This window comes from Micromonospora yasonensis (assembly GCF_026013475.1).
In the GTDB taxonomy this organism is placed as follows: Bacteria; Actinomycetota; Actinomycetes; order Mycobacteriales; family Micromonosporaceae; genus Micromonospora; species Micromonospora yasonensis.
Genome location: NZ_JAPDPH010000131.1, coordinates 1 through 20,077, shown reverse-complemented (window position 1 = coordinate 20,077; position 20,077 = coordinate 1). Strand labels below are relative to the sequence as shown.

The following is a 20,077-nucleotide window of genomic DNA, read 5'->3' as shown; positions in this document are numbered from 1 at the left end:
CTCCCCCCGCGCCGGCGCCCCCCCGGGGGAGCCCGCCCCCGGGGTCGGCTTGGGGGTGCCCGTCCCCGCCGTTGCGGCTGATCCGGTTGCCCCGGATCGTGTAGGGGCCGGGAGAGTTGCCCATGCTGATCCCGTCGCCGACGTTGCAGTCGATCACACAGTCGGCGAGCAGCCCGCCGCGCCCCGCGACGCCGGTGGTGCCGTTGGCCGACACGTCGAAGCCGGCCTCCAGGTTGTCGCTGAGGGTGCAGGCCGAGACGATCAGCCCGTCGGTGCCCCAGTCCGAGATGCCGAACCGGTTGGCCTGGCTGTGGCAGCCCACGATGCGGTAGCCGCGGGGTGGCGGCCACCAGCCCTTCTGCAGCTCCAGGAAGATCCCGTTGGTGCCGTTGCCGACCGTGGTGCAGTTGGCGATGGTGAGCCGCTCCACGTCGCCCCAGCCGCCCACCCCGATGCCGATGCCGGCCCCGCCGATCTCCTGGCCGTTGTCCAGCCGGCCGCAGCCCACCACGACCACGCCGTCGATCAGGCTGTCCTGGAGGAAGTCGCAGCCCAGCCCGCTCGCCCCAGTGTGGTGGATGTAGAGGTTCCGGAACACCCCTCGGACCATGTACTGGATGCCGAGCCCTTTGGCGAGGTAGCAGTACTCGACCTGGCTCACCCCCGAGCCGTCGATCTCGAAGTCGGCGAAGGTGCAGTCCGCGATGTGCCGCTCCCGGCTGGCCCCGTGCTGCAGCACCGTCCAGTACGCCAGCGGGACCGGGTCGGCCCGGTTGCCCTCGTTGCTCAGCAGGAAGCGGGTCGCCGCCGGACCGGCGCCGATCAGGGACACCCCGCTGCGCCACGTCGTGCCGGCGTCCCGGATCGAGTAGATCCCCGGCGGGCAGTAGATGACCCGGGCCCGGCCGTCCGCGGCGTACCCGTCGCCCAGCCGGTCGGCCAGGGCGGAGAGCGCCGGCTGGTCGTTGGTCACCCCGTCGCCCTTGAGGCCGAACTCCCGTGCGTCGCACCACAGCGGCGCCCCGGCCACGGGGGTGAGGCGCTGCGGGACGGCGGTGGACAGCCTTCTGGTGGACACGCGCGCTCCCCTCGGCGTACCGATGTCTCCGTCGCCGGGTTCCCACCCGGTCCGGGGGTTAACGCCGGGCGTGCGCCGGTGGCCGGGGTCAGACGGCCGCGGTGACCGGTTCGGCGGCCGGCGCGGGTCGCGCGGGCGGCGCGGCCGGACGGCGCTCCCGGGTCGACCAGAGCATCGCCAGGGTGGCCAGCAGCACCAGGCAGGAGCCGAGCATGTGCGCGGCGACCAGCAGCGCCGGCAGGTGGGTGAAGTACTGCACGAAGCCGATCAGGCCCTGGCCCAGTTCGACCGCGACCAGCACCGTGGCGGCCCGGGCCGCCCGCCCGGCGCCGACCGCCCGGAACGCGAATACCAGCGCCACCGAGAGGCCGATCAGCAGGAACACCCCGTCGGCGTGCACCTGGGAGATCGCCTGCGGGTCCAAGCCGTTGCGGGCCGCGCCCTGGTCGCCGGCGTGCGGGCCGCTGCCGGTCACCCAGGTGCCGACCACCAGCACCGCCGCGTTCACCAGGGTGGTGAGCAGGGCGAGCGTACGCAGCGGCGCGGGCACCGTGGGCGCCGCCGAGCCGTCCGGGTCCACGATGCGCCGCCAGAGGGCGTACGCGGCCCCGATGACCACCATCGAGGCGAGGAAGTGCAGGCCGACCACCCACGGGTTGAGGTGGGTCAGCACGGTGAAGCCGCCGATCACCGCCTGCGCGGGGATGCCGAACAGCACGGCGACCGCGAGCGGCAGCAGGCCGCGCCGGCGAGGCCGCTGGGCCAGCACGGCGAGCACCACGGCGAGCGCGATGACCCCCACCGCGAAGGTGAGCAGCCGGTTGCCGAACTCGATCATCCCGTGCACGCCCATCTCGGGTGTGGTGTGGTACGACTCGTCGGTGCACCGGGGCCAGGTGGGGCAGCCGAGCCCCGAGGCGGTGAGCCGGACGGCCCCGCCGGTGACCACGATCGCCACGTTCGCGATGATCGAGGCGTACGCGAGGCGCCGCAACAGCGTCGGGGTGACCGGGAACCGGACGGAAGGCTTCACGGAGCGAATCCTACGCACCGTAGTGGACCTCGATCGGGTGACTCCGCCGCACCCGTGGTCGGGATCACCGGACCCCGGGTTTGCGGGCCCTCGGCGAATTACGTAACGTTGCTGTTGTGAAAAACGCGGCGGAGCTCTCCGGAGACCAGCCGGCGGCCGTCCCGGTCGCCGGCCACGGGTCCCGGTCGCGGCGCGGCGTCACACCGGCCGAGCTGGAGTCGCCGCAGGCCGCGTCCACCGATCTTTCCACCCGGGACCGGGTCACCCAGCTCCTGCTGGAACGGGGCGCGACCACCGCCGCCCAGCTCGGCTCGGCGCTCGGGCTCAGCCCGGCCGCGATCCGCCGCCACCTCGACGCCATGCTCGCCGACGGCGACGTGGTCGCCCGGGAGCAGACCGTGCGGGGCAGCCGGGGGCGGGGCCGGCCGGCCAAGGTGTTTGTGCTGACCGAGGCGGCCCGGGTGCGCTGCGGCACCCACCACTACGACAACATGGCCACCGCCGCGCTGCGCTGGATCGCGCGCAACGGCGGCCCCGAGGCCGTCGCGGGCTTCGCCGCCGACCAGGTCGCCACCCTGGAGGCGCGCTGCCGCACGGCCATGGAGGACGCCGGCGACGACCCGCTGGCCCGGGCGGAGGCACTCGCCGCGGCGCTGACCGCCGAGGGCTACGCTGCCAACGCGTCCACGATCGCCTCCGGCGGCCAGCTCTGCCAGCACCACTGCCCGGTGGCGCACGTGGCCGCCGAGTTTCCCCAGCTGTGCGAGGCCGAGACGGCGGTCATCTCCCGTCTGGTCGGCACCCACGTGCAGCGCCTGGCCACCATCGCGCACGGCGACGGGGTGTGCACCACGCACATCCCGACCCAGTCGCGGCAGAGCCCGCCCCGCGCGGGCTCCCAGTCCGGTAACACCGTCACCACTGTGAGGACAGATAGATGACCGAGCAGATCGTCCAGCCCCTGACCCAGGAGGAGCAGCTCGCTGCCCTCGGTCGGTACGAATACGGCTGGGCCGACCCCGACGTCGCCGGGGCGTCCGCCCAGCGCGGCCTCAACGAGGCGGTGGTGCGGGACATCTCGGCCAAGAAGAACGAGCCGGCCTGGATGCTCGACCTGCGGCTGAAGGGCCTGCGGCTGTTCGGGCGCAAGCCGATGCCGGCCTGGGGCGCCGACCTCACCGGGATCGACTTCGACAACATCAAGTACTTCGTCCGGTCCACCGAGAAGCAGGCCACCAGCTGGGAGGACCTGCCCGAGGACATCAAGAACACCTACGACCGGCTGGGCATCCCCGAGGCGGAGAAGCAGCGGCTGGTCGCCGGTGTCGCGGCGCAGTACGAGTCCGAGGTCGTCTACCACAAGATCCGTGAGGACCTCGAGGAGCAGGGTGTCGTCTTCCTCGACACCGACACCGCGTTGCGCGAGCACGAGGACCTGTTCAAGGAGTACTTCGGCACGGTGATCCCGGTCGGCGACAACAAGTTCGCCGCCCTGAACACCTCCGTCTGGTCCGGTGGCTCGTTCATCTACGTGCCGAAGGGCGTGCACGTGGAGATCCCGCTGCAGGCCTACTTCCGGATCAACACGGAGAACATGGGCCAGTTCGAGCGGACGCTGATCATCGTCGACGAGGGCGCGTACGTGCACTACGTCGAGGGCTGCACGGCGCCGCTGTACTCCTCCGACTCGCTGCACAGCGCGGTCGTGGAGATCATCGTCAAGAAGAACGCCCGGTGCCGCTACACGACCATCCAGAACTGGTCGAACAACGTCTACAACCTGGTCACCAAGCGCGCCGTCTGCCACGAGGGCGCGACCATGGAGTGGGTCGACGGCAACATCGGCTCCAAGGTCACCATGAAGTACCCGGCGGTCTACATGACCGGCGAGCACGCCAAGGGCGAGGTGCTCTCGGTCGCCATGGCCGGCGAGGGCCAGCACCAGGACGCCGGCGCGAAGATGGTGCACGCCGCGCCGCACACCTCCTCGACCATCGTGTCGAAGTCGATCGCCCGGGGCGGCGGCCGCACCTCGTACCGCGGCCTGGTGCAGGTGCTGGAGGGCTCGCACAGCAGCCGGAGCACCGTGAAGTGCGACGCGCTGCTGGTCGACACCATCTCCCGCTCCGACACCTACCCGTACGTCGACATCCGTGAGGACGACGTGTCGATGGGGCACGAGGCGACCGTCTCCAAGGTCAGCGAGGACCAGCTCTTCTACCTGATGAGCCGGGGCCTGAGCGAGGACGAGGCGATGGCGATGATCGTGCGCGGCTTCATCGAGCCGATCGCCAAGGAGCTCCCGATGGAGTACGCCCTGGAGCTCAACCGCCTGATCGAGCTCCAGATGGAGGGCGCGGTCGGCTGACCCCGACCACCGTCCGGTTTCACTGACACCGCCGTCGCAGAACAGACCAAGGAAGAGATGACTACCCAGGCTTCCGCGCCGCCCGCCACCAAGTCGCAGGCGCTCCGCTCGTACGACGTCGCCGACTTCCCGGCCCTGACCGGCCTGGAGGAGGAATGGCGCTTCACCCCGCTCGAGCGCCTCCGCGGCCTGGCCGGCGGGGTGCCGGCCGCCACCGGCACGGTCCGCCACGAGTACGTCGACCTGCCGGAGGGCGTCACCGTCAGCCGGATCGGCAAGGACGACCCGCGGCTCGGCAGCGTGCTCACCCCGTTCGACCGGGTCAGCGCGCTGGCGTACGGCGGGGTCGAGCGGGCGCTGCTGGTGCAGGTAGCCCAGGACGCCGTGGTCTCCGCCCCGGTGAGCCTGCGGGTGATCGGCGAGGGCGCCGACGCGCTCGCCTTCGGCCACACCTTCGTCGAGGTGGGCCGGTTCGCCGAGGTGACCCTGGTGCTGGAGCACGCCGGCTCCGCCACCCTCGCGGACAACGTCGAGGTGGCGGTGGCCGACGGCGCGAAGCTGACCCTGGTCACCATCGCCGACTGGGCCGACGACGCGGTGCAGGCGCAGCATCTCAAGGTGAAGCTGGGCCGCGACGCCAAGGTGATCCACGTGCAGGTGAGCCTCGGCGGCGACCTGGTCCGGCAGTACACCTCGGTGGAGTACGGCGACCGGGGCGGCGAGGCCGAGCTGTACGGCCTCTACTTCGCCGACTCCGGGCAGCACCTGGAGCACCGGCAGTTGGTCGACCACACGGTGCCGGACTGCCGCAGCTACGTCGGCTACCGGGGTGCCCTGCAGGGCGACAGCGCGCACACCGTCTGGGTGGGTGACGTGCTGATCCGGGCCGAGGCGACCGGCACCGACACGTACGAGATCAACCGGAACCTGCTGCTGACCGACGGCGCGCGGGCCGACTCCGTACCCAACCTGGAGATCGAGACCGGCGAGATCGCCGGTGCCGGCCACGCCAGCGCGACCGGCCGCTTCGACGACGAGCAGCTCTTCTACCTGATGGCCCGCGGCATCCCCGAGGAGGAGGCCCGCCGCCTGGTGGTCCGCGGCTTCTTCGCCGAGCTGATCAACAAGATCCCGGTCGGGGAGCTGCGCGAGCGGCTCGGCGACGCGATCGAGGCCCGGCTGGCGAGCGGGAGGAGTGAGCTTGCGAGCCCCGCACTCGCGAGCGAAGACGCCACTGCGAAGGCCGGCGCCTGATGATCAAGATCTGTTCGACCGAGGACGTGCCGAAGGGCACCGCGATCAGCGCCGACGTCGACGGCACCCAGCTCGCGATCGTGCACGGCGAGGACGACAACTTCTACGCCGTGTACGACGAGTGCTCGCACGCCGCCGTGGCGCTCTCCGAGGGCGAGGTCGACGGGTGCACGCTGGAATGCTGGCTGCACGGTTCCCGTTTCGACCTGCGTACCGGTGAGCCGACCGGGCTGCCCGCGACCGAACCCGTTCCCGTCTATCCCGTCGAAGTCCGCGATGGCGACATCTACGTCAGCCTGACGCCGAGCAATGGAGTGACCCGATAATGAGCACCCTGGAGATCCGCGACCTGAAGGTGTCGGTCAAGCTGCCCGAGGGTGAGCTCAAGCCGATCCTGCACGGTGTCGACCTCACCGTGAAGTCGGGCGAGACCCACGCCATCATGGGCCCGAACGGCTCCGGCAAGTCCACCCTGGCGTACTCGATCGCCGGTCACCCCAAGTACGAGATCACCGGCGGCTCGGTGACGCTGGACGGCGAGGACGTGCTGGCCATGTCCGTCGACGAGCGGGCCCGCGCCGGCCTGTTCCTGGCCATGCAGTACCCGGTCGAGGTGCCCGGCGTCTCGGTCGCCAACTTCCTGCGTACCGCCAAGACCGCCATCGACGGCGAGGCGCCGAAGCTGCGTACCTGGGCCGGCGAGCTGCGCGGCGCCATGGAGAAGCTCCAGATGGACCCGGCGTTCGCCCAGCGCAACGTCAATGAGGGCTTCTCCGGCGGCGAGAAGAAGCGGCACGAGATCGTGCAGCTGGAGCTGCTCAAGCCGAAGATTGCCATCCTCGACGAGACCGACTCCGGCCTCGACGTGGACGCGCTGCGCGTGGTCAGCGAGGGCGTGAACCGGGTCCGCGACACCGGCGACACCGGCCTGCTGCTGATCACCCACTACACCCGGATCCTGCGCTACATCAAGCCCGACTTCGTGCACGTCTTCGTGGCCGGCCGGATCGTCGAGCAGGGCGGCCCGGAGCTGGCCGACAAGCTCGAGGAAGAGGGCTACGAGCGGTACGTCGCCGGGGCCGGTTCGGCGCGGGCCTGAGTACCGATGACCTCCATCGCGATCCCGGCGGGCATGCCGCAGTACGACGACGTGCCCCGCTTCGACGTGGCGCGGGTGCGGGCCGACTTCCCGATCCTGGACCGGGAGGTCAACGGGCACCCGCTGGTCTATCTCGACAGCGCCAACACCTCCCACAAGCCGCGGCAGGTGCTCGACGTGCTCGCCGAGCACTACGCGCGGCACAACGCCAACGTGTCGCGCTCGGTGCACACCCTGGGCACCGAGGCGACCGAGGCGTACGAGGGGGCCCGCGCGAAGGTCGCGGCGTTCATCAACGCGCCGAGCGTCGACGAGGTGGTGTTCACCAAGAACTCCACCGAGGCGATCAACATCGTGGCGTACGCGTTCTCCAACGCCTCGCTGCGGCCGGACACCGACCCTCGGTTCCGGCTCGGCCCCGGCGACGAGATCGTGATCTCCGAGATGGAGCACCACTCGAACATCGTCCCGTGGCAGCTCCTCGCCGAGCGGACCGGCGCCACCCTGCGCTGGTTCCCGGTCACCGACCACGGCCGGCTCGACGAGTCCGGGCTGGCGGAGCTGGTCACCGAGCGGACGAAGATCGTCTCGCTGGTGCACACCTCCAATATCCTCGGCACGGTCAACGCCACCGGGCGGATCACCCAGCGGGTCCGGGAGGTGGGTGCCCTGCTGCTGCTCGACTGCTCGCAGTCCGTGCCGCACATGCCGATGGACGTGGTCGACTACGACGCCGACTTCATCGTCTTCACCGGCCACAAGATGTGCGGCCCGACCGGCATCGGCGTGCTCTGGGGGCGCGCCGAGCTGCTCGCGGCGATGCCGCCGGTGCTGGGCGGCGGGTCGATGATCGAGACGGTGACGATGGCGCGGTCGACGTTCGCCCCACCGCCGGCCCGGTTCGAGGCGGGCACCCCGCCGATCGCCGAGGCGGTGGCGCTGGGCGCGGCGGTGGACTACCTCACCGGGGTCGGGATGCGGGCCATCCAGTGGCACGAGAAGGAGCTGACGGCGTACGCGCTGGACGCCCTCGCCACCGTGCCGGGGCTGCGGATCTTCGGTCCGAACGTGCCGGTCGGCCGGGGCGGGACGATCTCCTTCGCGCTCGGCGACGTGCACCCGCACGACGTCGGGCAGGTGCTCGACTCGCTCGGTGTGCAGGTGCGGGTGGGCCACCACTGCGCGAAGCCGGTGTGCACCCGGTTCGGCGTACCGGCCATGACGCGGGCGTCGTTCTACCTGTACACCACCACGGAGGAGATCGACGCGCTGGTGGCCGGTCTCGAGCAGGTGCGGAAGGTGTTCGACTGATGCAGCTCGACCAGCTCTACCAGGAGATCATCCTGGACCACTACAAGCACCCGCACGGCCGTGGCCTGCGGGACGCGGCGGGCCCGGACGTCCGGGTCGGCGAGGCGCACCACGTCAACCCGACCTGCGGCGACGAGATCACCGTGCGGGTGGCCACCGACGGCAAGGTGTTCACCGACATCTCGTACGACGGGATGGGCTGCTCGATCAGCCAGGCGTCGGCGAGCGTGCTGCACGAGCTGCTGCGCGGCCGGGCGGCGGACGACGCCGCGGTGGTGCACGAGGCGTTCGTCGAGTTGATGTCCGGGCGTGGCCAGGTCACGCCGGACGAGGAAGTGCTCGGAGACGGGGTGGCGTTCGCGGGTGTCGCCCGCTACCCGGCCCGGGTGAAGTGCGCGCTGCTGTCGTGGATGGCGTTCAAGGACGCCGCGGCACGCGCCGGGGTGGGCGTGAGCCCGACGGAGGTGAAGGCATGAGCGAGGAGACCGCCACCACGCCGGCGGCCGGCGGCAAGGCCGCCACCGCCGACATCGAGGAGGCGATGAAGGACGTCGTCGACCCCGAGCTGGGCATCAACGTGGTCGACCTGGGTCTGGTGTACGGCATCCACGTCGACGACGAAAATGTCGCCACCCTGGACATGACGCTGACCTCGGCGGCCTGCCCGCTCACCGACGTGATCGAGGACCAGGCCCGGCAGGCGCTGACCACCGGCCCGGGCGGCGGGCTGGTCAACGACATCCGGATCAACTGGGTGTGGCTGCCGCCGTGGGGCCCGGACAAGATCACCGACGAGGGCCGCGACCAGCTCCGCTCCCTCGGCTTCAACGTCTGACCCATACCGGTCACCCGTCGAGCGCGACACCCCCGGGGGTGTCGCGCTCGACGCGTCTCCGGGCCTGCCACCCGCCCGCTTCCTGCCCCGTCGCTGTCCGCACTGTCCGCACCGCCGCACCGCGCCGCCCACAATTGCGCTCGATCGTGGATGTAGTGGCCTGGTGGCGCGTCGGAGGCCACTCAATCGTGGATGCAGCACGATCTTGGGCGCGGGGCGCGGGGGGAAATGGGTGGCGGGGGTGGATGGGTGCAGTGCAGGATGGCGCGGTGATCGAGGCGTACCCGAAGCAGGTTCCTGTCCGCGCGGCCACCACCGCGCGTCGACAGCGCACCGCGCCGAGGTCCGCCTCGACCCGCCGCCCACCGTCGTGACCGGGGCGTTCCTCGCCGGTCTGGTGGCCGGCTACGGCGTCGCCGTGCCGGTTGGCGCGATCGCGATCCTCATTCTCGGGCTCAGCGCCCGTACCTCGTTCCGGGTCGGCGCCTCCGCGGCGCTCGGGGTGGCCGCCGCCGACGGGCTCTACGCCGCGGTCGCCGCGCTCGGCGGCACGGCGGTGGCCGGCGGGCTCGCCCCGATCGAGGGACCGTTGCGGTGGATCGCCGCCACGGTGCTGCTCGCCCTCGCCGGGCACACGGCCTGGCGTGCCCTGCGCCCGGCGGCGCCGGCCGCCGCTTCCCTGGCGCGGGGCGGGCTGGACACCCCGGCCAGGGCGTTCACCGGCATCCTCGCGTTGACCCTGCTCAACCCGGCCACCGTGGTCTACTTCGCCGCCCTCGTCCTCGGCCGGGGCGGCGCCGGCGACGCCGGTACGGGTGCCGCGCTGCTCTTCGTCCTCGGGGCGTTCCTCGCCTCGGCCAGCTGGCAACTGCTGATCGCCGGCGGCGGCACCCTGATCGGGCGGGCCCTCACCGGCAGCCGGGGACGCCGGATCACCGCGTTGCTGTCGAGCGCGATCATCGCGGCGCTCGCCGTCGCCACACTGTGGCGCCACTGAGCGAGCTGATTCTGTTCTTCTCGTCCTCCTCCCGCGTCCCGTCGCCCCGGCACAGCCGGTCTGTTCCGGTGCCGTACCGTCGAGCCATGAGCAGCCGACCCGCGGCCGGGGGTGGACGGTGGGTCGAGGTCGATCCCGCCCGCGTCGCCCGCTGGGTCGAGGGCTTCGCCGACCGGCACGGCCCGCCCACCACCACCGTCCAGGAGTACGGTCTCCGGCTCGCCGCCCCGGACGGCGCCACCGCCGAACTGCACACCCCGCCCGGCGCCCCACCGAGCGCCGATGTACCCGGGTTCGTGGCCGCCGCCGGCGCGCCGCGCCGGTTCGGCCTGCTGCTGGCCCGCAAGGGCGCGGTGGCGGTCGGCGTCGCCGACGGTACCGAGCTGGTCGTCTCCAAGGTGGACACCCGGTACGTGCAGGGCCGCACCGCCGCCGGTGGCTGGTCCCAGCAGCGGTTCGCCCGCCGGCGGGACAACCAGGCGAAGGCGGCCCTGGGCGACGCCGTGGAGCTGGCCGTACGCCTGCTGCTGCCGGAGGCGGCGAACCTGACCGCCCTGGTCTGTGGCGGTGACCGGCGGGCGGTGGACACCGTGCTGGCCGACCGGCGGCTGGCCCCGCTCGCTGCCCGGAGCGCCGACCGGCTGCTCGACGTACCCGAGCCCCGGCACGCGGTGCTGGTCGACGCGATCGCCGCGGCCCGCGCGGTGCACATCCTGGTGCGCGATCCCGACCGCGACGCCCCGGCCTGACGGCCACTCGGCATCACCCCGCCCCGGCACCTCCGACGAGCTCGCGCGGTATCCCGGATGTAGTGGCATCGGCGCGGCTCGGATGCCACTCCATCCGGGATCGAGTGCGATCCTGGCGGGCGTGCGGCGGGATGCCGGGCCCGGCGAGCAGCGGTCAGCCGGTGGCGAGCCGCGCCCAGGCCGGGTCGATCCGGTCGAGGAACTCGTCCTGGTGGTCGGCGAGGCGGGCCGCGAGCGGGAGCGGAGCGAAGCGGCAGGCGAAGAGCAGCCCGTCGTCCTCGCCGTCCCCGGCCACCCGGTGCGCCCACCTGCCGGCCGGCCCGCCGGTCACCCGGAGTTGGACGTACGTGGTGCGCCGGGCGACGCTCATCCGGCCATCCTGCCCCGGCGCCGCCCGTCCGTTGTCCCCGAACACGCGAGGACCCCGGCGCCGGATGCGCCGGGGTCCTCGGACGGGGGTCGGAGGAAGGTCAGAGGGTGCCGCCGAAGGTGTCGCAGGCCTTCGGGTTGCCGGTGGACCAGCCCTTGGTGAACCACTGCTGGCGCTGCTCAGAGGTGCCGTGAGTGAACTCGTCCGGGTTCACCGGCCGGCCGGCGCGCTTCTGGATCGCGTCGTCGCCGATCTTCTCGGCGGTGTCGATCGCCTGCTGGATGTCCTGCTCCGTGAGGCTCGTGAAGATCTTCTGGCCCTGCTCGTCGGCGGTGCCGGTGGCGTTCTTGGCCCAGGCACCGGCGTAGCAGTCGGCCTGCAACTCCAGCTTCACCGAGAGCGCGTTGGCGTTGTTCGGGTCGCGCTGCTGCTGGCGGCGCATCTGCGCCTCGGTGCCGAGCAGGTCCTGCACGTGGTGGCCGTACTCGTGGGCCAGCACGTACGGCTGGGCGAACTCGCCGTCGGCGCCGAGCTGGTCGGCGAGCAGGCGGTAGAAGGTGAGGTCGATGTAGACCCGGTCGTCGGCCGGGCAGTAGAACGGCCCCACGCCGGAGTCGGCCTGGCCGCAGCCGGTGTTCACGTTCTGGCTGAAGAAGACGGTCTTGGCGGGCTGGTACTGCTCGCCGAAGACCTCCGGCATGGCCGTGCGCCAGTACGCCTGGATCGAGTTCACGTAGAGGGTGTTGCGGCAGTCGAGCTGCTTCAGCGCGTCCTGTGCCGAGCACTTCTGTTCCAGGGCGGTGTTGTCACCCTGGTCGGAGCCGCCGCCTCCGCTCATCGCGTTCAACCCGAAACCGCCGCCGACCAGGGCGACGAGGACCGCGATGATGATGCCCACGATGCCGCCGCGACCGCCGCCGATCGGGATCGGAATGCCCATCCCGCCGCCTCCGCCGGACCCTCGCCGATCATCCACCTGGCTGGTGTCGATCCGCGCGTTCTCGTTCAGCTCCATGTTGACCCCGATCACCGATTTGTCCGTGTCTGCTGGGTGCGATACCGGACCGGGTCCGGACGACGCTTTCGTACCCGATGATCTTGTCGGGTAATCCGGCGGGACCGCCAGGGGTCGCCCGGTACACTTGCCTCCGTGCTGCGCTGCGAAGGCTGAACCGCCCCGCGCCGACGGGAACTGATGACCCGCCGGCGCTTTCGCGTGCCCTGAGTCAGCCTTTCCGGACCCCGAGAGCGAGTACCTCGAAATGATCACTGCCACCGGCCTGGAGCTGCGCGCCGGTTCCCGGATCCTGCTGTCCGACACCACCCTGCGGGTGCAGCCGGGCGACCGGATCGGCCTGGTCGGCCGCAACGGCGCCGGCAAGACCACCACCCTCAAGGTCCTCGCCGGCGAGGGGCAGCCGTACGCGGGCCAGCTCGACCGGCGTAGCGCCATCGGCTACCTCCCGCAGGACCCGCGCACCGGCGACCTGGACGTGACCGGGCGGGACCGGGTGCTCTCCGCCCGCGGGTTGGACGTGCTCATGGCACAGATGCAGGAGCTGGAGGCCAAGCTGGCCGAGGGCGCCGACGACGAGCGCCTGGTCCGCCGCTACGGCGCGCTGGAGGACCAGTTCGCCTCGCTCGGCGGGTACGCGGCCGAGGCCGAGGCGGCCCGGATCTGCGCCAACCTCGGGCTGCCGGACCGCGCCCTCGCCCAGACCATCGGCACCCTGTCCGGCGGCCAGCGGCGCCGCATCGAGCTGGCCCGGATCCTGTTCCGGGACGCGGGGGAGAACGGCGGCGGCATCCTGCTGCTCGACGAGCCCACCAACCACCTCGACGCCGACTCGATCACCTGGCTGCGTGGCTTCCTCGCCAACCACAAGGGCGGCCTGATCGTGATCTCCCACGATGCCTCGCTGCTGGAGGCCGTGGTCAACAAGGTCTGGTTCCTCGACGCCACCCGTTCGGTGGTCGATGTCTACAACCTGGGCTGGAAGGCGTACCTGGAGGCGCGGGAGACCGACGAGCGACGCCGCCGCCGCGAGCGGGCCAACGCCGAGAAGAAGGCCGGCGCGCTGATGGCCCAGGCGGACAAGATGCGGGCCAAGGCCACCAAGACCGTCGCCGCGCAGAACATGGCCCGCCGGGCCGAGAAGCTGCTGTCCGGCCTGGAGGAGGTCCGGGTCTCGGACAAGGTGGCGAAGGTCCGGTTCCCCACTCCGGCGCCGTGCGGCAAGACCCCCCTCACCGCGACGGGCCTGTCCAAGTCGTACGGGTCACTGGAGATCTTCACCGACGTGAACGTCGCGGTGGACCGCGGCTCCCGGGTGGCCATCCTCGGCCTCAACGGCGCCGGCAAGACCACCCTGCTGCGGATGCTCGGCGGCCTGCTCGAACCGGACACCGGCGAGGTACGCCCCGGCCACGGCCTGCGCCTCGGCTACTACGCCCAGGAGCACGAGACCCTGGACGTGGACCGGACCATCCTGGAGCACATGCGCAGCGCGGCGCCGGAGCAGACCGACACCGACCTGCGCAAGATCCTCGGCGCGTTCCTCTTCTCCGGCGAGGACGTCGACAAGCCGGCCGGGGTGCTCTCCGGTGGCGAGAAGACCCGGCTGGCCCTGGCCACCCTGGTCTGCTCCGGTGCCAACGTGCTGCTGCTGGACGAGCCGACGAACAACCTCGACCCGGTCAGCCGCGAGCAGGTGCTCGACGCGATCGCCCGCTACCCGGGCGCGATCGTGCTCGTCACCCACGACCCCGGCGCGGTCACGGCGCTCAAGCCGGACCGGGCCATCCTGCTCCCCGACGGTGACGAGGACGCCTGGAGCGACGACCTCCTCGAACTGGTCGAACTCGCCTGATTCCGCGAGCCGGACTGCCCGGTCAGAAGGATCACTCTATCGGGAAGCTGACATTGCATAGCGTGTCGGTTGGCGAAGAGTTGATATCTGGCGCATGATCGTTCGAGGCGGTCTAATAGGTGGGACCGTATCCGAACCGCACAGTCTGGGACGTGAGGACACAGCATGGCAGCCACTGGCACAGCCACCAGCACTGAGAAGGGTCGCCGGATCGTCGGGGCCGAGCGCCAGACGCTCGCCAAGGACCTGGTAAAGCGGTACACCGGGGGAGAGAGCATCCGGGCGCTCGCGGCCTCGACCGGCCGGTCCTACGGGTTCATCCACCGGGTGCTCACCGAGTCCGGGGTGCAGCTGCGGCAGCGTGGCGGCGCCCGGCGCCGCAAGAAGGCGTGACCCGCTCACCAACGTCGTCCACCAGCGTCGTGCCCCAGGCGGTCCGGTGACCGCCGAGACGGCCGGGGTGCGACTCGACTGCGACGGGCCGGTCGCGACGGTCACGTTGTGCCGGCCCGACGTGCTCAACGCGCAGACCCCGGCGATGTGGCGCGCGATGAGCGATTTCTCCCGGGAGCTGCCCGGTGACGTCCGGGTCGTCGTCGTGCGCGGCGAGGGGCGGGCCTTCTCCGCCGGCCTCGACCTGTCGGTGGCCGGTGCCACCGGCCCGGGCTCCTTCGCCGAGCTCGCCACCCTGCCCGAGCAGGAGTGCGCCGACCGGATCGCCGAGTACCAGGCCGCTTTCTCCTGGCTGCACCGCCCCGACGTGATCTCGATCGCCGCGGTGCAGGGCCATGCCATCGGTGCCGGCTTCCAGCTCGCGCTCGCCTGTGACCTGCGGGTGCTCGCCACCGACGCCAAGTTCTCCATGGCCGAGGTGACCCTCGGCCTGGTCCCCGACCTGGCCGGCACCAAGCGCCTCGCCGAGCTGGTCGGCTATTCCCGCGCCCTGGAGATCTGCGCAACCGGCCGCCGGATGGACGCCGCCGAGGCGGACCGGATCGGCCTGGCCACCCTGGTCGTGCCCACCGCCGAGCTGGACGCCGCGGTGCGGGACCTGGCCGCCGGCCTGCTGGCCAACAACCGGGACGCGGTCGTCGAGATCAAGGCGCTGCTCGCCGGCGCGGCCGGGCGTACCCACGCGGAGCAGCAGCGGGCCGAACGCGAGGCGCAGGCCCGGCGGCTGCGCGACCTGGCCGGCCGGGGAGAATAACAGTAAGGACCATTCGGGAAGATCCGGGTTACGCGCGAGGTTGTCGTAGTGGTCGGGAGAATTGACCCGACGGTCCGTGGCTGCGCGACGACCCGGAGGTGACGAGTGTCCAACCACATGGCCGGTGGGGGCATGGGCGGCTGGAGCATGCTCCGGTCGATGCGCGAGCGCGACCAGGTCTCCACCCACCAGCTCAAGCGCGGCACCGCGAAGCGGATCGTCGCGTTCGCCCAGCCCTACCGGCGCGACATCGTCGTCTTCCTGCTCACCGTGGTGATCGCCGCGGTGATCGGGGTGGCCACCCCGCTGCTCGCCGGTGACGTCATCGACGCGATCGCCGGCGGCGGCCCCGACGCGGGCGCGACCGTGGTCCGGCTCGCGCTGGTCATCGGCGCGCTGGCGGTCGCCGACGCGCTCTTCTCGCTGGCCCAGCGCTGGTACTCGGCGCGGATCGGCGAGGGCATCATCCTCGACCTGCGCACCAAGGTCTACGACCACGTGCAGCGGATGCCGTTGCAGTTCTTCACCCGGACCCAGACCGGCGCGCTGGTCAGCCGGCTCAACAACGACGTGCTCGGCGCCCAGCGGGCGTTCACCTCGACCCTGTCCGGCGTGGTCAGCAACGTCATCCAACTGGTGCTCACCGCCGGCGCGATGCTGATCCTCTCCTGGCAGATCACCCTGCTGGCGCTGGTGCTGCTGCCGATCTTCATCATCCCGGCCCGCCGGGTCGGCCGGCGGCTGGCCGAGATCACCCGCGAGTCGTACAACCTCGACGCGAAGATGAACGCGACCATGACCGAGCGCTTCGGTGTCGCCGGCGCGCTGCTGGTCAAGCTCTTCGGCTCGCCCGACATGGAGGCCGCCCGGTTCGCCCGCCGGGCCGAGCGGGTCCGCGACATCGGCATCCAGTCCGCCATGTACTCGCGGACCTTCTTCGTGGCCATGCTGCTGGTCGCCTCCCTCGCCCAGGCCCTCACCTACGGCCTGGGCGGCTGGCTCGCCATCGCCGGCGCGGTCAGCGCGGGCACCGTGGTCAAGCTCGCGCTGCTGCTCACCCGCCTGTACGGGCCGCTCACCGCGCTCTCCAACGTCCGGGTCGACGTGATGAGCGCGCTGGTCTCCTTCGACCGGGTCTTCGAGGTGCTCGACCTGCGCCCCGGCATCGCCGAGAAGCCCGACGCGGTGCCGGTGCCCCGGGCCAACGGGCGGGTCGAGTTCCGCGACGTCCGCTTCCGCTACCCGAGCGCCGCCGAGGTGTCGCTGGCCTCCCTGGAGGAGGTCTCCGTGCTGGACCGGACGGTCAACGAGCCGGTGCTCAAGGGCGTCTCGTTCGCCGTCGAGCCCGGGCAGATGGTGGCCCTGGTCGGCCCCTCCGGCGCGGGCAAGTCCACGCTGTCCATGCTGATCTCCCGGATCTACGACGTCAGCGACGGTCAGGTGCTGGTCGGCGGCGTAGACGTCCGGGACGCCACCCTCGCCTCGCTGCGCGACGAGATCGGCGTGGTCACCCAGGACTCCCACCTGTTCCACGAGACCATCCGGGAGAACCTGCGCTACGCCAAGCCGGACGCCACCGACGACGAGATCTGGGCCGCCCTCGCCGGCGCGCAGGTCGCCGACCTGGTCCGGGCGCTGCCCGACGGGCTCGACACCACCGTAGGCGAGCGGGGCTACCGCTTCTCCGGCGGTGAGAAGCAGCGGATCGCCATCGCCCGGTTGCTGCTCAAGGCCCCGTCGATCGTCATCCTCGACGAGGCCACGGCGCACCTGGACTCGGAGAGCGAGGCGGCGGTGCAGCGGGCGCTGTCCGTGGCGCTGACCGGGCGTACCGCCCTGGTGATCGCGCACCGGCTCTCCACCGTCCGCGACGCCGACCAGATCCTCGTCCTCGACGAGGGGCGGATCGTCGAGCGCGGCCGGCACGAGGAACTGGTCGCCGTGGGCGGCCTCTACGCCGAGCTCTACCGCACCCAGTTCGCGGTCGCCGACTCGCCCGCCCCGTACGCCGAGGCGGAGCAGCCGGAGCCGGTGGTGACCACCGTGCCGCTCGGCACGTACGTGGCGCAGGAGGCGCTGCCCCCGGCCGCCGCCAACTAGCCAGCCAGGCCCGGCGCCGCCGCGGCGTGCAGCTCGCCGAAGGCGGCGCCGAGCGTGTCCGGGGTGAAGTGGGCGTTGAGGCCGCTCGGGTTGGGCAGCACCCAGAGCCGGGCCGGGCCCAGCCGCTCCGGCTGCGGCCCGAAACCGGCCTTGGGCCGGGCGAACCCGATCCGGTACGCGGTCACCCCGACCACGGCCACCCAGCGCGGCCGGTACCGCTCGACCTTCGCGGTGAGCGCCTCCGCGCCGGCCACCAGCTCCTCGGCGGACAGCTCGTCGGCCCGGGCGCTGGCCCGGGCCACCATGTTGGTGATGCCCAGCCCGAGGGAGAGCAGCTCGTCCTGCTCGCTCGGGTGCAGCTGGCGCGGGGTGAAGCCGCCCCGGTGCAGCGCCGGCCAGAACCGGTTGCCCGGCCGGGCGAAGTGCCAACCGGTCGCCGCCGACCACAGGCCCGGGTTGATGCCGACGAAGAGCACGTCCAACCCGGGCGCGATGACGTCCGGGAGGAGCTGGTCGGCCGCCGCCGCCAGCTGCTCCCTGGTCGGCCGGGGATACCGCCGGGCCGCCGCCGTGGCACCTCCGGAGGTGGCGGCCGCCCGGCCGGCGCGGGCCCGCCGGGTCGTGTCGCCGTCGTCGGCCGGCTCGGTCGCGCCGTCCGCCGCGGGTCGGGTGGCCCGGCGGCGCGGGCCTCCCGGTCCGCTCTCGCCCGGTCGGGGCGTCACAGGCCGCGCAGGGCGCCGCCGTCGACCGGCACGGTCACCCCGGTGACGTAGCTGGCGGCGGGGGAGAGCAGGAAGGCGGCCACCCGACCGAACTCGGCCGGGTCACCGACCCGGCCCAGCGGGATGGACGCCTCCGCCTCGGCGCGGGCCCGCTCCGGGTCCCCGGTGGCCGCGAACAGCTCGCGGTTCCGGTCGGTCATGATCCGACCGGGCAGCAGGCCGAACACCCGGACACCCCGGGAGCCGTACTCGTCGGCGACGTCCTTGGCCACTCCGGCCAGGCCGGGGCGCAGGGCGTTGGAGATGCCGAGCCCGGGCAGCGGCTCCCGCGCCGACGTGGAGAGGACCAGCCCGATCGCGCCGCCGTCGGTGAGCGCGGCGGCCACCGTTCGCAGGGCGCGGACGCCGCCCAGGAAGACCGTCTCGAAGGACTCCCGCCACTGCTCGTCGGTGACCTGGGCGGCCGTGCCCTTGGGCGGCCCGCCCACCGAGATGAGCGCCCCGTCGAGCCGACCGAACTGCTCCCGCGCCGCCAGGACGAGGCGCTCCGGGGTGCCCGGGTCGGTCAGGTCGGCGGTCAGCCCGATCGCCCGCTCCGGCCCGCCGAGCGCCTCGACCGCCTCGGCCACCCGCTCCGGCACCCGTGCCGAGACCACCACGCGGGCACCGTCGGCGACGAGGTGCTGGGCGGTGGCGAGGCCGAGGCCGCGCGAGGCACCGGTCAGCACGTACACCCGGTCGGTGAGTCCGAGATCCATGAGGCGATCCTGCCGTACCCCGGGTGGGCCTGCCACCTCGACTCAGCGGTCGGCCGGGCGGAGCAGGCGTACCCGACCGGCGACCTGCACCGCGACGGCGCCGCCGGCCCGGGCGACGGCGGGCAGCCGACGCGGCCGGGGCGCGGTGCGCCCGTCGTAGCGGCCGGTGGCGTCGCGGGTGGCCAGCTCCTCGGCGCCCAGCGGCGGCAGCGCCCCCCGGTTTCGCAGCTCCCGGGCCAGGTCCCAGCCGTCGCGCAGGGATCCGTTGGTGGGCCGCCCGGCCGCCCAGCCGGCGAAGGTGGCCGGCCACTCGGCGCCGAGACCGGCGGCGAGCAGCGGCCAGTGGCGCGCCACGTCCCCGGCCCGCTTGCGCAGCAGCGCGCGGCGGGCCGCCGCCACCGGCGCCGGGGCGAACCCGGGCGGCAGCGGGCCACCGGCGACCAGCGCCGCGACCAGCGCGGCCTGCCGCGCCGCCAGGTCACCCGACCAGGGCGGGGTGGTCACGTGATCACCGGGTAGCCGGAGGCGGCGGCCAGGGCGTCCAGCTCGCCGCGCAGCTCGGCGGCGGCCGGGTAGTGGCCGTCGCGTTCGAGCAGCAGCGCCGGCGGGCGGTGCCGGGCGCACAGCTCGCGGACCAGGTCGAGCACCTCGGCGGGGACCGGGTCGGTGTGCGTGTCGTGGTAGAAGCCGCCCTGCTCGGCGCCGCCGGCCACATGGACGTAGGCGACCCGGTCCAGGGGCAGCCGGTCCAGCAGCGCGAGCGGGTCGCCGCCCCGGTTGCGGGCGTTGGCATGCACGTTGGCGACGTCGAGCAGCAGCAGCGCCCCGGTGGCGTCGAGGATCTCGGTGAGGAAGTCGGCCTCGTCCAGTTCGTCGTCCGGCCAGTCGAAGAGAGCGGCGATCGGTTCCAGCGCCAGCGGCACCGGCAGCTCGGCCTGGGTCCGCCGGACGTTCGCCACCACCGCGGCGACCGCCTCCCGGCTGCGCGGCAGCGGCAGCAGGTGGCCGGCCTCCACGCCGCCCGCGCGGACGAACGCGATGTGCTCGCTGACCAGCGGCGCGCCCACCGCCGCGGCCACCCCGGCCAGGTGTGCGACCCGGGCCGGCTCGACCGGGTCCGCGCCGCCCAAGGAGAGCTTCACCCCATGGGGTACGACGGTCACGCCGCGCCCGCGCAGCTCGGCCAGCCCGTCCGGCAGCGGGCCGCCCGGTGCGACGGTCTCCGCCACCACCTCGACGAAGCGCAGCCCGGGCAGGCCGGCCACGAAGCCGGCGATCTCCGGCCGCCAGCCGATGCCGACGCCGAAGGGCCCGCCTCCGGGTGGG

Annotated in this window: 22 protein-coding genes; 14 read left to right on the top strand and 8 right to left on the bottom strand. The window is 72.7% G+C overall.

Annotated elements, in window-relative coordinates:
* The coding region (locus ONA70_RS23510) for a right-handed parallel beta-helix repeat-containing protein (RefSeq protein ID WP_265008641.1) at positions 1–1,078 on the bottom strand (1,078 nt) is incomplete at its 3' end.
* A gap of 88 nt (positions 1,079–1,166) precedes the next feature.
* Positions 1,167–2,129: a COX15/CtaA family protein gene (locus tag ONA70_RS23505; protein WP_265008640.1), complete on the bottom strand. Its 963-nt coding sequence runs from the start codon at positions 2,127–2,129 to the stop codon at positions 1,167–1,169.
* Positions 2,130–2,227: 98 nt separating this feature from the next.
* On the opposite strand from ONA70_RS23505, the gene ONA70_RS23500 reads away from it, so the two are divergent.
* The 10 genes from ONA70_RS23500 (at position 2,228) to ONA70_RS23455 (ending at position 10,724) form a co-directional block, all read left to right on the top strand.
* On the top strand, positions 2,228–3,052 hold the full coding sequence (locus tag ONA70_RS23500) for a helix-turn-helix transcriptional regulator (RefSeq protein ID WP_265008639.1): 825 nt from the start codon (positions 2,228–2,230) through the stop codon (positions 3,050–3,052).
* Positions 3,049–4,479, top strand: a complete 1,431-nt coding sequence (gene sufB / locus ONA70_RS23495) for a Fe-S cluster assembly protein SufB (protein WP_265008638.1) — start codon at positions 3,049–3,051, stop codon at positions 4,477–4,479. Before ONA70_RS23500 ends, sufB begins: the two co-directional genes overlap by 4 nt.
* 57 nt (positions 4,480–4,536) lie before the next feature.
* Positions 4,537–5,733, top strand: coding sequence for a Fe-S cluster assembly protein SufD (gene sufD, locus ONA70_RS23490; RefSeq protein WP_265008637.1), 1,197 nt, complete (start codon positions 4,537–4,539; stop codon positions 5,731–5,733).
* A complete protein-coding gene (locus ONA70_RS23485) occupies positions 5,733–6,059 on the top strand; it encodes a non-heme iron oxygenase ferredoxin subunit (RefSeq protein WP_265008636.1) in 327 nt (108 codons plus the stop codon). Before sufD ends, ONA70_RS23485 begins: the two co-directional genes overlap by 1 nt.
* A complete protein-coding gene (sufC, locus tag ONA70_RS23480) occupies positions 6,059–6,832 on the top strand; it encodes a Fe-S cluster assembly ATPase SufC (RefSeq protein ID WP_265008635.1) in 774 nt (257 codons plus the stop codon). Before ONA70_RS23485 ends, sufC begins: the two co-directional genes overlap by 1 nt.
* 6 nt (positions 6,833–6,838) lie before the next feature.
* A complete protein-coding gene (locus ONA70_RS23475) occupies positions 6,839–8,143 on the top strand; it encodes a cysteine desulfurase (RefSeq protein ID WP_265008634.1) in 1,305 nt (434 codons plus the stop codon).
* Positions 8,143–8,619 (top strand): Fe-S cluster assembly sulfur transfer protein SufU, encoded by a 477-nt coding sequence (gene sufU, locus ONA70_RS23470; RefSeq protein ID WP_265008633.1) that lies wholly within the window; start codon positions 8,143–8,145, stop codon positions 8,617–8,619. Before ONA70_RS23475 ends, sufU begins: the two co-directional genes overlap by 1 nt.
* Complete coding sequence (locus tag ONA70_RS23465; RefSeq protein WP_265008632.1) at positions 8,616–8,978, top strand: metal-sulfur cluster assembly factor; 363 nt, start codon at positions 8,616–8,618, stop codon at positions 8,976–8,978. Before sufU ends, ONA70_RS23465 begins: the two co-directional genes overlap by 4 nt.
* Before the next feature lie 370 nt (positions 8,979–9,348).
* Complete coding sequence (locus tag ONA70_RS23460; protein ID WP_265008631.1) at positions 9,349–9,975, top strand: LysE family transporter; 627 nt, start codon at positions 9,349–9,351, stop codon at positions 9,973–9,975.
* Positions 9,976–10,061: 86 nt separating this feature from the next.
* Positions 10,062–10,724 (top strand): acVLRF1 family peptidyl-tRNA hydrolase, encoded by a 663-nt coding sequence (locus tag ONA70_RS23455; RefSeq protein ID WP_265008630.1) that lies wholly within the window; start codon positions 10,062–10,064, stop codon positions 10,722–10,724.
* 154 nt (positions 10,725–10,878) lie between these two features.
* On the opposite strand, the gene ONA70_RS23450 is transcribed toward ONA70_RS23455, so the two are convergent.
* Together ONA70_RS23450 and ypfJ are read right to left on the bottom strand one after the other, a co-directional pair.
* Complete coding sequence (locus ONA70_RS23450; RefSeq protein ID WP_265008629.1) at positions 10,879–11,094, bottom strand: NUDIX hydrolase; 216 nt, start codon at positions 11,092–11,094, stop codon at positions 10,879–10,881.
* 100 nt (positions 11,095–11,194) lie between these two features.
* Positions 11,195–12,109 carry a KPN_02809 family neutral zinc metallopeptidase gene (ypfJ, locus tag ONA70_RS23445; protein ID WP_265008644.1) on the bottom strand — a complete coding sequence of 305 codons (915 nt, stop codon included), beginning with the start codon at positions 12,107–12,109 and terminating at the stop codon, positions 11,195–11,197.
* Positions 12,110–12,356: 247 nt separating this feature from the next.
* Between ypfJ and ONA70_RS23440 the strand changes: the two genes are divergently transcribed.
* From ONA70_RS23440 to ONA70_RS23425, 4 genes are all read left to right on the top strand, one after another.
* The gene (locus tag ONA70_RS23440) at positions 12,357–13,964 is read left to right on the top strand and encodes an ABC-F family ATP-binding cassette domain-containing protein (RefSeq protein WP_265008628.1); all 1,608 of its coding nucleotides are present in this window, start codon (positions 12,357–12,359) and stop codon (positions 13,962–13,964) included.
* A gap of 165 nt (positions 13,965–14,129) precedes the next feature.
* Positions 14,130–14,357 (top strand): helix-turn-helix domain-containing protein, encoded by a 228-nt coding sequence (locus ONA70_RS23435; protein WP_007072022.1) that lies wholly within the window; start codon positions 14,130–14,132, stop codon positions 14,355–14,357.
* Positions 14,358–14,403: 46 nt separating this feature from the next.
* The gene (locus tag ONA70_RS23430; protein ID WP_265008627.1) at positions 14,404–15,171 is read left to right on the top strand and encodes an enoyl-CoA hydratase/isomerase family protein; all 768 of its coding nucleotides are present in this window, start codon (positions 14,404–14,406) and stop codon (positions 15,169–15,171) included.
* A gap of 117 nt (positions 15,172–15,288) precedes the next feature.
* A complete protein-coding gene (locus tag ONA70_RS23425) occupies positions 15,289–17,271 on the top strand; it encodes an ABC transporter ATP-binding protein (protein ID WP_265008643.1) in 1,983 nt (660 codons plus the stop codon).
* On the opposite strand, the gene mug is transcribed toward ONA70_RS23425, so the two are convergent.
* The 4 genes from mug to ONA70_RS23405 form a co-directional block, all read right to left on the bottom strand.
* Positions 17,268–17,993: a G/U mismatch-specific DNA glycosylase gene (mug, locus tag ONA70_RS23420; protein WP_454557361.1), complete on the bottom strand. Its 726-nt coding sequence runs from the start codon at positions 17,991–17,993 to the stop codon at positions 17,268–17,270. The two genes, ONA70_RS23425 and mug, sit on opposite strands and share 4 nt — an antisense overlap.
* The gene (locus ONA70_RS23415; RefSeq protein WP_265008626.1) at positions 17,990–18,751 is read right to left on the bottom strand and encodes an SDR family oxidoreductase; all 762 of its coding nucleotides are present in this window, start codon (positions 18,749–18,751) and stop codon (positions 17,990–17,992) included. The genes mug and ONA70_RS23415 overlap by 4 nt, the downstream gene beginning before the upstream one ends.
* Before the next feature lie 42 nt (positions 18,752–18,793).
* Entirely contained in the window at positions 18,794–19,255 is a 462-nt protein-coding gene (locus ONA70_RS23410; protein ID WP_265008625.1) for a hypothetical protein, read from the bottom strand.
* The coding region (locus ONA70_RS23405; protein ID WP_265008624.1) for a DUF692 domain-containing protein at positions 19,252–20,077 on the bottom strand (826 nt) is incomplete at its 5' end. The genes ONA70_RS23410 and ONA70_RS23405, both read right to left, overlap by 4 nt.